Consider the following 15,992-nt stretch of genomic DNA (forward strand, 5'->3'; position numbering starts at 1 on the left):
GAGTACATCCAGTACGCGGGCGATGCTCCGCCTTGCGATGCACCGCACCGGACGCCGCGAGCTTCCCGGCAAACCCTTCCGGTCACGGCACTAGCGCAGCCGGAACTCGCGTCCCCGGCGCCGGAACAGTTCGGTCTGGCGCTCGCCCGGGAGGTTGCCGAGCGCGATCAGGTGCGGGGCCTGCGCGAAGGCGTGGGCCAGCGCGCTCTCCCTGGCCGCCCACAGGGCGCGCACGGTGCCCTGCACGGCCGCCGGCGGACAGCCGGCGATGACCTCGGCGCAGGCCAGCGCCGCCCCCAACGCCCCGCCGGGCTCGGTGAGTTCGGACACCAGCCCGACCTCGTGGGCGCGCCGCGCCGACATCCGCTCGGCGGTCCCCATCAGCGCCGTCCGGGCGGCCTCCCCGGGCGGCATGCGCAGCGCCATCAGCACCGACTCGTACGCGCTGACCATCCCGTACGTGGTGTGCGGGTCGAAGAAGGACGCCGTCGGGTCGGCGACGAGGAACTCCGACTCCCCGAGCAGGTAGAAGGCGCCCCCGCAGGCCATCCCGCGCACGGCGGCGACGACCGGTTTCCACAGGTCGTTGGCCTTCGGGCCGACCCGCAGCAGCGGATCGTCCGCCATGTACGGCGAGTCCGGCTGCGGCACGACCGCGTCCCGGTCCAGGCCGGTGCAGAACGCCCGCTCCCCGGCGCCGGTCAGGACCACCGCCCGCACCGTGTCGTCGAACCGCAACGCGCGCCACACGTCCACGAGTTCGTCGCGCATGCCGAGGTCGATGGCGTTGAGCCGCTCGGGCCGGTCGAGGGTGACGACGGCGACCCCGGTGTCCTTGTCGGCGCGGACCCGTACGCTCACGGCCGCTCCAGGACCCACTGGGGCAGCCCGTCCGGGCTGAAGACGACGTGCACCCGGGCGCCGATGCGCAGCCGTCCGGGCGGCACGGAGTCCAGGCGCGCCCCGGCCTCGGCGACCACGTTCCCGACGAGCCGGACGCGGGGGGCGTCGGCGAGTTCCACGACGACGACGTTGTACGGAGCCTGCTCCGCGTAGTCCGGCAGGAGCGGCGGGTGCGGGACGACGTAGGACCAGATGCGGCCGTGCCCGTCGACGCGCCGCCAGACGTCGTCGAAGGACGCGCAGCGCGGGCAGCAGGGCCGGGGCGGGAAGCGGACCTCCCCGCAGCCGGCGCAGGCCTGGACGCGCAGTTCGCCCTGGGCGGCGTACCGCCAGAAGGGGGCGCCGTCGGTGTCGGTGAGCGGCTGGAGCATCTCAACTCCTCAGCAGCAGGGCGGAGGTGGGGACTCCCTCGCCGGCGGTCACGAGGCAGGTGGCGGCGCCCGGGACCTGCGCGGTGCTGGTCCCGCGGAGCTGCTTCACGCCCTCGGTGATCAGGTTGAAGCCGTGCACGTACGCCTCCGAGAGGCCGCCGCCGCCGGTGTTGACCGGCAGTCGCCCGCCGGTCTCCAGGGCGCCGCCCTCGGTGAACGCGCCGCCCTCGCCCCGGCCGCAGAAGCCGTAGCCCTCCAGCGACAGCGGGATCAGGGCGGTGAAGGCGTCGTAGATCTGGGCGACGTCGACGTCCTGCGGGGTGAGGTCGGCGTGCTTCCACAGGTGCCGGGCGGCCGTCCAGGCGGGGCCGGTGAGGGGGTCGTCGTTCCAGTAGTTGACCATGCCGTGGTGCTGGGCGGGCAGGCCCTGGGCGGCGGAGTGGATGTACACGGGTCTGCGGCGGCAGTCGCGGGCGCGCTCCCGGCCGACCACCACGCAGGCCAACGCCCCGTCCGTCTCCAGGCAGTTGTCGAACAGGCACAGGGGTTCGCTGATCCACCGGGAGGTCATGTACATCTCGCGGGTGAGCGGGCGGTCGTACATGATCGCGGCCGGGTTCTGGTTGGCCCGGTTGCGGCAGGCGAGAGCGACGTTGAAGAGGTGGTCGCGGGTCGCACCGTACTCGTGCATGTAGCGGCGGGCGAGCATGGCTATCTCGTCGGCGGGCCGCAGCAGCCCGAAGGGGCGTGTCCACTGCCCCGGCGTGGGCAGCTGGACGGCCGTGCTGGTCCAGGGGCGGGGCCCGGAGCCGCGTTTGCGCGAGCGCCAGGCGACCCCCACCGTCGCCTGCCCCGACGCGATGGCGGCGGCGAGATGGGCGACCGTGGCGCAGGAACCGCCCCCGCCGTAACCGGTCTTGCTGAAGAAGGTGAGGTCGCCGAAGCCGACGGCCTTGGCCAGCTCGACCTCGTCGGTCTCCTCCATGGTGTAGGAGGCGAGGGCGTCCACCTCGCCCGGCGCGATCCCGGCGTCGTCGAGGGCGGCGAGCACGGCCCGGCAGGCGAGCGTCTTCTCGTCCTCGGGGAGCCGTTTGGCGAACGGCGTCTGGCCGATGCCGACGATCGCGGTGGCGTCCTTGAGTCCGGCCATGCTGGGCATCCCTCCGCACACCGACAGGCAGCTGACAGGCCGTCAGGTTACAGCTAATCTGACGGTCAGTCAGCTAGTGGGCGGGAGGCCGGTTGTGCGCGGAGACGTGGAGTGGGGCACCATCCCGGGCCTGGTGCGGTCGGCCGCCGAGCGGCACGCGGACGTCGAGGCGGTCGTCGAGGGCCGGACCCGGATCACCTACGCGGAGCTGGGCGCCCGCGTGGAGCGCGCGGCGGCCGCCTGTCTCGCCGGCGGCGTGAGAGCCGGCGACCGGGTGGGCGTCTGGGCCCCGAACTCGCTGGACTGGATCGTCGCCGCGCTGGGCGCGGTGTCGGCGGGGGCGGTGCTGGTGCCGCTGAACACCCGGTTCAAGGGCGCCGAGGCGGCCTACGTGCTGCGCCGGAGCGGGGCACGGCTGCTGTTCGTGACGGGCACGTTCCTCGGCACGTCGTACGTGGCGTCGCTGCGGCGCGCGGCGGGGGAGGGGGCCGGCGCCGGGCCCCTGCCCGGGCTGCCCGCGCTGGAGCAGGTCGTGGTGCTGGCCGACGACGCCCCGGCCGACTTCCTGACCTGGAAGGACTTCCTGGCCGCCGGGGAGTCGGTCTCGGCGGCGGAGGTAGGGGCCCGCGCGTCGACGATCGACGGCGGCATGCCCTCCGACATCGTCTTCACCTCCGGTACGACCGGCCGCCCCAAGGGTGCGGTGATCACCCACGCGCAGACCCTGCGGGCCTACGAGGTGTGGAGCGACCTGGCCGGGCTGGCCCCCGGTGACCGCTACCTGATCGTCAACCCCTTCTTCCACACCTTCGGCTACAAGGCGGGCGTGGTGGCGTGTCTGATGCGCGGCGCGACGATGATCCCGCAGCCCGTGTTCGACGTGGGCACGGCGCTGGCGAACATCGCGGCGGAACGCGTGTCGGTCCTGCCTGGCCCGCCCACCCTGCACCAGTCGCTCCTGGACCACCCGGCCCGCGACACCCACGACCTGTCCGCGCTGCGCCTGGTGGTCACCGGCGCCGCTGTGGTCCCGCTGCGGCTGGTGGAACGCCTGCGGGGGGAACTCGGCGTCGGCACGGTCCTGACGGCGTACGGCCTCTCGGAGGCCAGCGGCATCGTCACGATGTGCCGCCGCGGGGACGACCCGTCCGTCATCGCCGCCACCTCGGGCCGGGCGATCCCCGGGACGGAGGTCAGGGTGGTGGACGCCCGGGGAGCGGCCGTGGCGCCGGGCGTCCCGGGGGAGATCCTGGTCCGCGGCTTCAACGTCATGCGCGGCTACTACGAGGACGACACCGCCACCCGGGAGGTGCTGTCCCCCGACGGCTGGCTGCGCACCGGCGACGTCGGCGTCCTGGACGCGGCGGGCAACCTGCGCATCACCGACCGGGTGAAGGACATGTTCATCGTCGGCGGCTTCAACGCCTACCCGGCGGAGATAGAGCAACTGCTCGGCCTGCACCCCGCGGTCGTCGACGTGGCGGTGATCGGCGTCCCCGACGCCCGGCTGGGTGAGGTGGGCAGAGCGTACGTGGTGCGCCGGCCGGGTGCCGTCCTGACCGCGGACGACCTGATCGCCTGGGCCCGCCGGGAGATGGCGAACTACAAGGTCCCGCGCACGGTCGAGTTCGTGACCGAACTGCCGCGCAACGCGAGCGGCAAGGTGGTGAAAGGTGAACTGCGGTCACAGCGGGCGCGGTTCAGCACGGAGCAGGGAGACGCCGTCATCAGCTGACCCGCGTCCGCAGGGGGGCCCGCTTCGGCGCCTCGTCCCCGCGAGCCTCCGGACGTGCTTCGGCCGCGGTGGCTTCCCCTCCGCGCCACCGCGGCCGAACCCCCGTCACACGATCCCCCGTGCCCCCGTGCCCCCGTTCTCCGGCTCCCGGGGCCAGGTCCCCCCGGACCTGACCCCGGACTGGCCCCTTGAACCAGGTCCCCCCGGACCTGACTCCCGGACGCGGTCCCCCCGGACCTGGCCCACCGGAACTCGAATCCCCCGATCCCCCGATTCTCGGGATCCCCCGATTCTCGGGATCCCCCGATCCCCGTGGTCCCGGATCCCCCGATCCGGTTCTCCCCGCTTCCCCCGGACCCCTCGATCCCCCGATCCCCCGTGTCGCCGGATCCCCCGATCCGGCCGTCCCGGGTCCCCCCGGACCCGTTCCCCGTTTCCCGGTTTCCCCGGACCCCCGTCCGGCCGGCGTTACTTCTTCGGCTTGAAGGGCTCCGACGTCGCGTGCATGTCCTTCGTCGTGATGGGCTCGTCGGTGGCGTGCATGTCGCCGGTGGTGGCGGCGGCCGTGGTGGCCACCGTGGTGTCGGCGGACACGGTCTCCGTGGTCGCGGCCGTGCTGCCGGCCGTCCCCGTGGCGTGCATGTCCTGAGGCTTGATGACCGTCTCGTCGCTCATGTGCTGGCTCCACTCGGTGTGTTCGTCAGTAGTCGCGAGGCCCGTCCGGCCACTCCCCCGAGGGTGGCCGGACGGGCCTCCCGAGCCGCTCACCCTAGTGCGCGGATGCGCGGCCCCTCACCAGTGACCCGTCTGCCCCCCGACGCGACGGATCGACTGGTCAGAGCATCGCCCCCGGCGATAAACGAATGATGAACGCGCGGTCGGCGCCTCACACCGTCCGTGCCGGAGCCACCAGTTCGCGTACCGCCGCGGCCTCCGCGGAGCCCAGCTCCTCGTAGATGCGCAGGGCCTCCTGCCAGCAGACCTGGGCCCGGTCCCGCTGGCCGATGCCGGTCAGGGCGTGGCCGAGGACGGTCAGGACGTTGCCGCGCCGCCACTCGCCCCCGATGCCCCGCAGCACCGTCAGGGCCGTCTCGGCGTTGGGAGCGGCCTGGGCGAACCGCCGTGCGGCGATGTCCACTTCGGCCAGCCGGAACAGCGTCATGCCCTCCCACAGGCGCTGCCGGCTCTCGCGGAACACCTCCAGCGCCTCCAGGAGCCGGTCGGCGGCGGTGTCGAGCCGGCCGCTCTGGGTGAGCGCCATCCCGAGGGCGTAGCGCCCGTTGGCGCCGCGCATCGAGTTGCCCATCGCGTCGTAGATCTCCATGCCCTGCTGGGCCAGCGCGACGGCGCTGCCGGTCAGTCCGGTCGCGAGGTGGATGCGGGAGAGGTTGCACAGGGCGCTCGCCTCGCCGGGGCGGTCGCCCAGCGTGCGGAAGTGCTCGATGGCCCGGGAGAGGTGTACCTCGCCGTCGGCGTTGCGCCCTTGGTACAGCGCGATGATGCCGCGGGCGTTGCGGCCCCAGCCGGCCGGCAGCAGGTCGCCGGCCTCCCCCGCGAGGCGGATGACCTGCTCGGCCTCCTGGTCGGCCATGTCGAACCGGCCGCCGTCGACGTGCGCGTGGGCGAGCGTCATCAGGGCCCGCGCCTCGACGCGCGGCCCGCCGGTGTGCCGGGCCGCCTCCAGCAGCGCCCTGGCGGTGGCCTCGTACTCGCGTGGGTTGGCGCCGGACTCCGAGAGGTCCAGGGCCGCCCACAGCAGGTCGACCGCCCGCCGCAGCGTGCCGGTGCCGGCCGCGGACTGCCGGGCGACGGCCAGCAGGCAGTTCGCCTCGGTGTAGAGCCAGTCCCGGGCCGCGCGCCGGTCGGGGAACGTCAGCCCGGGGTGCTCGGTGGCGGTGAGGTGGTCCACCAGCCGGTCGCCGGGCCGTTCGATCGCGTAGACCCCGGCCGCGGTGGCGAGGTAGAAGTCCAGCAGCCGCGACAGCGCGCCCTCGCGCTCGCCCGGCGGTTCGTCGCGTTCGGCGCACGCACGCGCGTAGAGCCGTACGAGATCGTGGTACCGGTACCGGCCGGGCGCCGCGGACTCGACCAGGGACGTGTCGACCAGGCCCTCCAGGACGTCCTCGGTCTCCTCGGCCGGCAGATGCAGTACGGCGGCCGCCGCCGACACCGAGAGGTCCGGCCCGTCGGCGAGCCCCAGCAGCCGGAACGCCCTCGCCTGGACGGGCTCCAGCTGGCCGTAGCCCAGCTCGAAGGTGGCCTTGACCGCGAGGTCGCCGGCCTGGAGTTCGTCGAGCCGGCGCCGCTCGTCCGCCAGTTTCGCGGCCAGCACGGACACCGTCCAAGTGCGGCGGGCCGCGAGGCGGGAGGCCGCGATGCGGATCGCGAGGGGCAGGAAACCGCAGGCGGCCACCACGTCCAGGGCCGCCTCGCGCTCCGAGGCGACCCGCTCGCGGCCCACGATCTTCGTGAACAGGGACAGCGCCTCGTCGGGCGACATCACGTCCAGGTCGACCAGGTGCGCGCCGGCCAGGTCCACCATCCGCACCCGGGACGTGACCAGCGCCGCGCAGCCCTCGGTGCCCGGCAGCAGCGGCCGTACCTGCGCCGCGTCCCGGGCGTTGTCCAGCAGGACCAGGACGCGGCGGCCGTCGAGGACCGAGCGGTACAGGGCCGCCCGCTCCTCCAGAGAGTCCGGGATCGACGCGTCCGGTGTACCCAGGGCCCGCAGGAAGGAGCCGAGCACGGTCTCCGGTTCCGCGGCGCGCGATCCGGCGCCCTGGAGGTCGACGTACAGCTGGCCGTCGGGGAACGCGCCGCGCGCCTGGTGCGCCACGTGCACGGCGAGGGTGGTCTTGCCGACGCCGCCGATGCCCGCCAGTGCCGAGACGGCCATCACCCGGCCCTCCGCCGACGCCAGCACCTCGCCCAGTTCGCTGACGAACGCGGACCGCCCCGTGAAGTCGGGTACGGTCGCGGGGAGTTGGGCCGGGCGGACCGGCGCCGCGGCCGGCTCCGGCCGCGGGGCGGAGGGGGGCTCGGCCAGCGCGGGGTCGGCCCGCAGGATGCGCTGCTGCAGTTCGCGCAGGCCGGGGCGCGGGTCCACGCCCAGCTCGTCGGCCAGCAGGCGCCGGGTGTCCGCGTACACGGCGAGCGCCTCCGCCTGCCGGCCGCTGCGGTACAGCGCCAGCATCAGCAGCTCACGCAGGCGCTCCCGCAGCGGGTGGGCGGCGGTCAGCGCGGTCAGCTCGGACACCGCCTCCGCGTGGCAGCCCTGCTCCAGGTCCATGTCCAGCCGCGTTTCCAGGAGTTGCAGCCGCCACTCCTCCAGCCGGACCCGCTGCGTCTCGGCGTAGCGCCCCGGCACGCCCGCGAGCGCCTCCCCGTCCCACAGCCCGAGGGCCCGGCCGAGGACGTCCCGGGCCTGGCACAGGTCGCCGGCGGCGCGGGACTTCTCCGCCTCGGCGGCCAGCTCCTGCACCACGGCCAGGTCCAGCGCGCCCTCGCGCAGGCCCCGCAGCGCGTAGCCGCCCGACTCGCTCACCAGGAGTCCGGGGTCGAGGACCTTGCGCAGCCGGGAGGCGTAGGTGCGCAGCGCGGCCAGTGCCTGCGGCGGGGGCTCCTCGCCCCACAGGGCGTCGATCAGCTCGGCCGCGGTCGCGGTGCGGCCCTCGCGGAGCAGGAGCGCGGCGAGCAGCGCGCGTTGCTGGGGGGAGCCGGTGTTGAGCTGGTCCCCGCCCCGCCAGGCCCGCACCGGACCGAGCACGCCGAAGCGCAGCACCGCCGACTCCGTGGCGGAGTCGGGACGCCTCTGCTCCGGTACACGCGGTACCTCGGGCACCTGCGGCGCCCCGGGTGCCTGCGGTACGTCCATCGCCGTCCCCCTAGAAACAGTGAGCAACGAGGCCAGTTTGCCTTGTTCATGGCAGATGCGTCAGCCGTGGGAGACGGCGATCACAGGCAGGCGCACGGGGGTGCACAGACCCCACACAGGATCTCCGCACAGTTGCGGGCAGGAAGCACCGGAGCGGGCGCCGTCCGCACAGCTGACGGGTCGTCAGATCAGCGCTACCGTGAGGTGCCATGGACACCCACGACACCCGGGGCGGCGCCTTTCCGCTGATCATCTCGGTCGACGACCACACCGTCGAACCACCGAACGTGTGGCAGGACCGCCTCCCGAAGAAGTACCTCGACACCGGCCCGCGCATCGTCCGGGCCCCGCTGAAGGAAATGACCTTCCTCGGCGGCCGGTTCAAGCCCGTCATGGGCCGGCCGGGCGACGACGGGCCGGTGGGCGACTGGTGGGTCTACGAGGACCTGCACCGCCCCCTCACCCGCCTGGACACCGCCGTCGGCTACAGCAGGGACGAGATCAAGCTGGAGATCATCACCTACGAGCGGATGCGCCCCGGCTCCCACGACGTCCCCGAGCGGCTCGCCGACATGGACGTCAACCACGTGCAGTCCGCCCTGTGCTTCCCGACCTTCCCGCGCTTCTGCGGCCAGACGTTCACCGAGGCGAAGGACCGCGAACTCGCGATCCTGTGCGTGCGGGCCTACAACGACTGGATGGTGGAGGAGTGGTGCGGCCCGGACGCACAGGGCCGTCTCGTCCCGCTCACCCTCGTCCCCCTCTGGGACGCCGAACTCGCCGCCCGGGAGGTCAGGCGCAACGCGGCCCGCGGGGTGCGCGCCGTCGCCTTCTCGGAGATACCCCCGCACCTGGGGCTGCCGTCCGTGCACACCGACGACTGGGACCCCTTCCTCGCCGCCTGCGCCGAGACCGGCACGGTCGTCGCCATGCACATCGGCTCCTCCAGCCGGATGCCGTCCACCTCCGCCGACGCCCCGCCCGCCGTCGGCTCCACCATCACCTTCGCCAACTGCTGCTTCTCGATGGTCGACTGGCTGATGAGCGGCAAGTTCGAGCGCTTCCCCGGCCTGAAGGTCATGTACGCCGAGGGGCAGATCGGCTGGATCCCCTACATCCTGGAACGCGCCGACGTCGTCTGGGAGGAGAACCGCGGCTGGGGCGGGGTCGCCGACAAGGTCCACCGCCCGCCGTCCGAACTGTTCGCCGAGCACGTCTACGGCTGCTTCTTCGACGACGCCTTCGGGCTGCGCAACCTCGACGCCATCGGTGTCGGCAACGTCCTCTACGAGACGGACTACCCCCACTCCGACTCCACCTGGCCCAAGTCCCGCGAGGTCGGCGAGGCGCAGATGGGCCACCTGGACGCAGGCGTCGTCGAGCGGATCGTCCGGGGCAACGCGATCGGCCTGCTGGGTCTCACGGCGGACGGACTGTGGCCGGGCGGTACCCGGTGAACTCCCCTGTGCGGTACGGCATGCAGCTGCCCGTGCAGTCGCAGAGCACGATGTACGCCGAACCCTGGGAGGCCGGCGCCGGACCCGCCGACCTGGTGGAGATCGCCCGCGCCGCCGACCGGGCCGGCTTCGACTACATCGCGAGCTGCGACCACGTGGCGATACCGCGGCGGCTGGCGCCCGCGATGAGCACCGTCTGGTACGACCCCGTCGCCACCCTCGCCCACCTGGCCGCGGTCACCGAACGCGTCCGGCTGCTCAGCCATGTCGCCGTCGTGGGCCTGCGCCACCCGCTGCTCACCGCCAAGCAGTACGCCACCCTCGACCACCTGTCCGGCGGCCGGCTCGTCCTGGGTGTCGGAGCCGGACACGTACGGGAGGAGTTCGACGTGCTCGGCGCGGACTTCGAGCGCCGCGGACCCGTCCTGGACGAGACCGTCGACGCGCTGCGCGCCGCCCTCGGCCCCGAGGAGTTCCCCGAACACCACGGCAAGTTCCACGACTTCGAGGGCCTGGGCCAGCGGCCGAGACCCGCGCAGCCGCGCGTCCCGCTCTGGGTCGGCGGCTCCTCACCCGCGGCGGTCCGGCGGGCCGCGCTCAAGGGCGACGGCTGGCTGCCGCAGGGCGACCCGCGCGACCGGCTGCCAGGACAGATCGCCACCCTCACCCGACTGCGGGCCGACGCCGGCGTCGAGGGGCCGTTCACCGTCGGCGCGATCACCGAACCCCTGTACGTCGGCGCTCCCGGCTGGGACGTCGGCCGCCGCACCCTCACCGGCGCCCCCCAGGAACTCGCCGAGTCCCTGCGCGCCTACCGCGCGATGGGCGTGGACCAGGTCCAGGTCCGCTTCCGCAGCCGCAGCCGCGGCGAACTCCTCGACCAGATGGCGTCGTTCGGCGCCGACGTGGCTCCACACCTGTAGGGAGAGACCGGATGGACAAGCTGGACGGACGGGTCGTCATCGTCACCGGCGGGGCACGCGGGCAGGGCGAACAGGAGGCGCGCCTGTTCCGGGAGGAGGGCGCCCGGGTCGTCGTCGCGGACGTGCTCGACGACCAGGGAGAGGAGCTGGCCAAGGAACTGGACGCACGCTATGTCCATCTCGACGTCAGCCGGGAGGCGGACTGGACGGCCGCGGTGGCCGCCACGAAGGAGGCGTACGGGAAGATCGACGGGCTGGTCAACAACGCGGGCATCCTGCGGTTCAACGCCCTGCTCGACACCCCGGTCGAGGAGTTCATGCAGGTCGTGCAGGTGAACCAGGTCGGCTGCTTCCTCGGGATCAAGACCGTCGCCCCGCACATCGCCGCCGCCGGCGGGGGCACCATCGTCAACACCGCCTCCTACACGGCGGTGACCGGCATGGCGGCGGTGGGGGCCTACGCGGCGACCAAGCACGCCATCCTCGGCCTCACCCGGGTCGCCGCCCTGGAGCTGGCCGGACGGCACATCCGGGTCAACGCGATGTGCCCCGGCGCGATCGACACCCCCATGTCCAACCCGTCCCGGCTCGACCCCGCGGCGGACCCCGGGGAGACGGCGCGGGCGCTCGACGAGCTGTACCGCGGGCTGGTGCCGCTGGGCCGGATCGGCCGGCCGCAGGAGGTGGCCCGGCTCGCGCTCTTCCTCAGCTGCGAGGACTCCTCCTACATCACCGGTCAGCCCTTCGTGATCGACGGCGGCTGGCTGGCTGGGGTCAGCGTCATCTGACTGCCCGTCAGCTCTTGACGGTCCATGGGTGCGGTGCCACAGTCGGCGCAGACACCGATCTGACGATCCGTCAGATCAGCTGTACACCGGAAACAGACTGGGGACGGTGAACCTCCTTGGAATTCGGGCTCTTTGTACAGGGATACGTGGGCAAGCGGGCCGAGACCGATCCGCTCGCCGAGCACAAGGCGCTGATGGAGGAGACCGAGTACGTCATCCAGGCGGACAGGTCCGGCTTCAAGTACGCCTGGGCGTCCGAACACCACTTCCTGGAGGAGTACTCGCACCTCTCCGCCAACGACGTCTTCCTCGGCTACCTCGCCCACGCCACCGACCGCATCCACCTCGGCTCGGGCATCTTCAACCCGCTCGCCCAGGTCAACCACCCGGTCAAGGTCGCCGAGAAGGTCGCCATGCTCGACCATCTCACCGAGAACCGCTTCGAGTTCGGCAGCGGGCGCGGCGCCGGCTCGCACGAGATCCTCGGGTTCCTCCCCGGCATCACCGACATGAACTTCACGAAGGAGATCTGGGAGGAGACCATCGCCGAGTTCCCCAAGATGTGGCTCCAGGACGAGTACGCCGGCTTCCAGGGCAAGCACTGGCAGCTCCCGCCGCGCAAGATCCTGCCCAAGCCGTACGGGAAGTCGCACCCCGCGATGTGGTACGCCGCCGGGTCGCCGCCCTCGTACGCCATGGCCGCCCGCAAGGGCCTCGGGGTCCTCGGCTTCAGCATCCAGAAGGTCTCCGACATGGAGTGGGTGCTGGAGCAGTACAAGACGGCGGTCGTGAACGCCGAGCCGATCGGGGACTTCGTCAACGACAACGTGATGGTGACGACGACCGCGATCTGCGCCCCCACGCACGACGAGGCGATCCGGATCGCGGTCGGCGGCGGGCTGCACTACCTGCCCTCCCTCGTCTTCCGCTACCACGACACCTTCCCGCGCCCCGAGGGCTTCCCGGTGTGGCCGGAGACCCTCCCCGAGTACACCCCCGAGTTCGTCGAGCTCCTCATCGAGGAGGAACTGCTGATCTGCGGCGACCCCGACGAGGTCCTCACCCAGTGCAAGCGGTGGGAGCAGGCCGGGGCCGACCAGCTCAGCTTCGGGCTGCCGGTCGGGGTGCCCAAGGAGGAGACGCTGCAGACCATCCGGCTGATCGGGGAGCACGTCATCCCGAAGATCGACACGGATCCCGTCCACCGGACGACGCGGTTCCGGCAGGCGGTCTGACCGCCGTCGCGGGGGTGCGGGGCGGGTGTCCGCCCTCGCGGAGGCGGGTGCGGGCCGGGTGTCCGTTCTCGCGGAAGGGCGGCCGGTCCGGCCGCCCTCGCGGGGTGCGGGCCGTCCGTGGCCGGTCGCGCAGTTCCCCGCGCCCCTTTCGGGCGCGGATCGCACCGGAACCGAGGAGGCAGGCGTCATGCTCGATCACGTCATCAAGGGGGCGACCGTCGTCGACGGGACCGGCGGCCCCGCGTACCCGGCGGACGTGGGGATCCGGGACGGCCGTATCGCCGTGATCGGCACGGTCACCGAGGAGTCCCGCTCGACCGAGGACGCCACCGGGCTCGTCCTCGCCCCCGGCTTCGTCGACCCGCACACCCACTACGACGCGCAGCTGTTCTGGGACCCCTACGCCACCCCGTCCCTGAACCACGGGGTGACCACGGTCGCCGCCGGCAACTGCGGTTTCACCCTCGCACCGCTCCACCCGGACCGCCCCGAGGACGCCGACTACACCCGCCGCATGCTCGCCAGGGTGGAGGGCATGTCCCTGGTCGCCCTGGAGGAGGGCGCGCCCTGGACCTGGCACGGCTTCGGCGAGTACCTCGACGCGCTGGAGGGACGGATCGCCGTCAACGCGGGCTTCATGGTCGGCCACTGCGCGCTGCGCCGGTACGTCATGGGCCCCGACGCGATCGGCGGCCAGCCGAGCGAGGACCAACTGGCGGCCATGCTGCGGCTGTTCCACGAGGCGATGGACGCCGGCGCCTGGGGCCTGTCCACCACCCAGTCCTCCACCCACTCCGACGGCGACGGCAGCCCGGTCGCCTCCCGGCACGCCCGGCCGGCGGAACTGCTCGCCCTGGCCAAGGCCGTCGGGGAACACGAGGGCACCCAGATCGAGGCGATCGTCGCCGGCTGCCTCGACCAGTTCAGCGACGCGGAGATCGACCTGCTCGTGGAGATGAGCGCGGTCGCCGGACGCCCCCTGAACTGGAACGTCCTCACCATCGACGCCTCCGTCCCCGAACGCGTGCCCCGGCAGCTGCTGGCGAGCGAACAGGCCCGGAAGGCGGGCGGCCGGGTGGTGGCGCTCACCATGCCGATCCTCACGCCGATGAACATGTCCCTCGGCACGTTCTGCGCCCTGAACCTGATCCCCGGCTGGGGCCCGATCCTCGGCCTGCCCGTCCCGGAGCGGATCGCACGGCTGCGGGACGCGGACGTACGCGCCGGGATGCTGGAGCGCGCCAACTCCAGGGAGGCGGGCGTCTTCCGGCGGCTGGCGAACTTCGGCCGGTACGTCATCGGCGACACCTACAGCGAGGCCAACGAGGGCCTGTCCGGGCGCGTGGTCAAGGACATCGCCGCCGAACGCGGCCTCGACCCCTTCCACTGCCTGGTCGAGATCTGCGCCGCCGACGACCTGCGTACGGTCCTGTGGCCCATGCCGACCGACAACGACCCCGCGTCCTGGGCGCTGCGCGCCGAGACCTGGAACCACGAGGACGTCCTGCTCGGCGGCTCCGACGCGGGCGCCCACCTGGACCGCATGTGCGGCGCCCCGTACACCACCCGGTTCCTCGGCGACTGCCTGCGCGGCCGCAGGCTGGTCGGCCTGGAGCAGGCCGTGAAGATGCTGACGGACGACCCGGCACAGCTGTTCGGCCTGCGCGAACGCGGCCGGCTGCGGGAGGGCTTCCATGCCGACCTGGTCCTCTTCGACCCGCAGCGGATCAGCGCGGGCGCGGCCACCCTGGTGCACGACCTGCCGGGCGACAGCCCCCGGCTGGACTCCAGGGCGATCGGGATACGGGCCGTATGGGTCAACGGCGTCGAGGCGATCCGCGACGACGTCGTGACGGGCGCCGTACCGGGCCGGGTCCTGCGCTCGGGCCGGGACACGGGGACGGTGGCGACCAGGTGACCCGTGAGCGGCGGCCGTCGGACGGCGACCGGGTGGCCGACGCCGGGCGACTGTTCCTCGGGGGTTCATGGGTCGATCCGGACGGCGGTCACTACGAGGTCGTCGACCCGGCGACCGAGGAGACCGTCGGCCGGGCGCCGGAGGCATCCCGGGACCAGGTGCACGCGGCCTGCGCGGCGGCCCGCGAGGCGTTCGGCCCCTGGTCGCGCACGTCCGCCGGGGAACGGGCGGCGATCCTCGCCAGGGCGGCGGACATCATCCGCGAGCGGCTGGTGCCCCTCGCCGAACTGGCCCGGGCGGAGACCGGAGCGACGACCGGGACGGCCCGGGCGATGCAGGTGGGGGTGGCGGCCGCCCGTTTCGAGCGGTACGCGCGCGTGGAGCCCGCCGAGTGGGCGATCACCCCGCAGGTCACCGAGGCCGGTCCGCTCGGCCGTGCGGGGGTGACCGGCGCGCTGGCGGTACGGCAGCCCGTCGGGGTCGTCACCTGCATCACCTCCTACAACAACCCGTGGGCGAACGCGGCCGGCAAGGTCGCCCCGGCGCTCGCCATGGGCAACACCGTCGTGGTGAAGCCGGCCCCGCAGGACCCGCTGTCCGTCTACCGCATGGCGGAGGCGCTGGAGGCGGCCGGGGCGCCGCCCGGTGTCGTGAACGTCGTCTCCGGCCGGTCGGTGGAGGTCGGCGAGGCGGCCGTGGACTGCGACGACGTGGACATGGTGAGCTTCACGGGCTCGACCGCGGTCGGCCGGCGCATCGCCGAGGTCTGCGGGCGGGGCATGAAGCGGCAGCTGATGGAACTGGGCGGCAAGGGCGCTGCCGTGGTCTTCGACGACGCGGACCTTCGCTCGGCGGTGGCCGGTGTCGGCTCGACGTTCTCCTTCTACAGCGGACAGATCTGCACCGCGCCGACGCGCGTACTGGCGCAGCGGGGTGTCTACGACGAGCTGGTCGCCCAACTCGCGGCATACGCCGCCCGCTTGAAGGTGGGCGACCCGCGGGAGCGGGACACCGTCGTCGGGCCGGTGATCTCGGCCCCGCACCGGGACCGCGTCGAGTCGTACGTCGAACTGGGCCGCAAGGAGGGCGCGTCGGTGGTGTACGGCGGCGAACGCCCGCCTCTCGACCGGGGTTTCTACGTCTCACCCACCGTCCTCGCGGACTGCACGAACGACATGCGGGTGACCCGGGAGGAGATCTTCGGCCCGGTGGTGGTCGTGGTCCCCTTCGACGAGGAGGAGGAGGGCATCGCCCTCGCCAACGACAGCGACTACGGCCTGATCGACTACGTCTGGTCCGGCGACGTGTCCCGAGCCTTCCGCGTGGCCCGCCGCCTGCGGGCCGGCGGCGTCGGCATCAACACGGTCGCCCGCAACATGGAGGCCCCGTTCGGCGGCTTCAAAAAAAGCGGCGTCGGCCGAGACGTAGGCGTCTACGCCCTGCACGCGTACAGCGAGATCCAGTCGATCGTCTGGCCGGGCTGACCCCCGCGCCGCGAAGGGGCGCGGGGAACTGCGCGACCAGCCACGACGGCGCGGCGCCTTGCAGGGGCGCGGGGAACTGCGCGACCAGCCACGACGGTGGCGCGGGCGACGGCCGGCCCCTCGCGGCACGCCCGGCGGCAGGGCGCCCGCGTGG

The 15,992-nt window shown here is 73.1% G+C and carries 12 protein-coding genes; 7 read left to right on the forward strand and 5 right to left on the reverse strand.

Annotation, left to right across the window (positions count from 1 at the left end; all coding sequences use genetic code 11):
- Window positions 1–90 precede the first annotated feature (90 nt).
- The 3 genes from ABZT03_RS39550 to ABZT03_RS39560 are packed head-to-tail and all read right to left on the reverse strand — an operon-like array spanning window position 91 to window position 2,424.
- A complete protein-coding gene (locus tag ABZT03_RS39550; protein ID WP_356048419.1) occupies window positions 91–861 on the reverse strand; it encodes an enoyl-CoA hydratase/isomerase family protein in 771 nt (256 codons plus the stop codon).
- Window positions 858–1,274, reverse strand: a complete 417-nt coding sequence (locus ABZT03_RS39555; RefSeq protein WP_356048421.1) for an OB-fold domain-containing protein — start codon at window positions 1,272–1,274, stop codon at window positions 858–860. The genes ABZT03_RS39550 and ABZT03_RS39555 overlap by 4 nt, the downstream gene beginning before the upstream one ends.
- A gap of 1 nt (window position 1,275) precedes the next feature.
- Window positions 1,276–2,424: a lipid-transfer protein gene (locus ABZT03_RS39560; RefSeq protein WP_356048423.1), complete on the reverse strand. Its 1,149-nt coding sequence runs from the start codon at window positions 2,422–2,424 to the stop codon at window positions 1,276–1,278.
- 94 nt (window positions 2,425–2,518) lie between these two features.
- Here ABZT03_RS39560 and ABZT03_RS39565 point away from each other — a divergent pair, with 94 nt between their 5' ends.
- Window positions 2,519–4,159, forward strand: coding sequence for a FadD3 family acyl-CoA ligase (locus ABZT03_RS39565; RefSeq protein ID WP_356048425.1), 1,641 nt, complete (start codon window positions 2,519–2,521; stop codon window positions 4,157–4,159).
- A 468-nt stretch (window positions 4,160–4,627) separates the two neighbouring features.
- On the opposite strand, the gene ABZT03_RS39570 is transcribed toward ABZT03_RS39565, so the two are convergent.
- Window positions 4,628–4,834 carry a hypothetical protein gene (locus ABZT03_RS39570; RefSeq protein WP_356048426.1) on the reverse strand — a complete coding sequence of 69 codons (207 nt, stop codon included), beginning with the start codon at window positions 4,832–4,834 and terminating at the stop codon, window positions 4,628–4,630.
- Window positions 4,835–5,045: 211 nt separating this feature from the next.
- Window positions 5,046–8,033, reverse strand: a complete 2,988-nt coding sequence (locus ABZT03_RS39575) for a BTAD domain-containing putative transcriptional regulator (protein WP_356048428.1) — start codon at window positions 8,031–8,033, stop codon at window positions 5,046–5,048.
- 209 nt (window positions 8,034–8,242) lie between these two features.
- Between ABZT03_RS39575 and ABZT03_RS39580 the strand changes: the two genes are divergently transcribed.
- The 6 genes from ABZT03_RS39580 (at window position 8,243) to ABZT03_RS39605 (ending at window position 15,838) form a co-directional block, all read left to right on the forward strand.
- Window positions 8,243–9,490, forward strand: coding sequence for an amidohydrolase family protein (locus ABZT03_RS39580; protein WP_356048430.1), 1,248 nt, complete (start codon window positions 8,243–8,245; stop codon window positions 9,488–9,490).
- Window positions 9,491–9,510: 20 nt separating this feature from the next.
- Window positions 9,511–10,413 carry an LLM class F420-dependent oxidoreductase gene (locus ABZT03_RS39585; protein ID WP_356048440.1) on the forward strand — a complete coding sequence of 301 codons (903 nt, stop codon included), beginning with the start codon at window positions 9,511–9,513 and terminating at the stop codon, window positions 10,411–10,413.
- 11 nt (window positions 10,414–10,424) lie between these two features.
- Entirely contained in the window at window positions 10,425–11,201 is a 777-nt protein-coding gene (locus tag ABZT03_RS39590; protein ID WP_356048432.1) for a glucose 1-dehydrogenase, read from the forward strand.
- 116 nt (window positions 11,202–11,317) lie between these two features.
- On the forward strand, window positions 11,318–12,436 hold the full coding sequence (locus ABZT03_RS39595) for an LLM class flavin-dependent oxidoreductase (protein ID WP_356048434.1): 1,119 nt from the start codon (window positions 11,318–11,320) through the stop codon (window positions 12,434–12,436).
- Between the two features lie 187 nt (window positions 12,437–12,623).
- A complete protein-coding gene (locus ABZT03_RS39600) occupies window positions 12,624–14,354 on the forward strand; it encodes a D-aminoacylase (protein ID WP_356048436.1) in 1,731 nt (576 codons plus the stop codon).
- On the forward strand, window positions 14,351–15,838 hold the full coding sequence (locus tag ABZT03_RS39605; protein WP_356048438.1) for an aldehyde dehydrogenase family protein: 1,488 nt from the start codon (window positions 14,351–14,353) through the stop codon (window positions 15,836–15,838). Before ABZT03_RS39600 ends, ABZT03_RS39605 begins: the two co-directional genes overlap by 4 nt.
- Window positions 15,839–15,992: the final 154 nt, after the last annotated feature.

The sequence above is a fragment of the Streptomyces sp. NPDC005574 genome, assembly GCF_040605435.1.
Classification (GTDB): domain Bacteria; phylum Actinomycetota; class Actinomycetes; order Streptomycetales; family Streptomycetaceae; genus Streptomyces.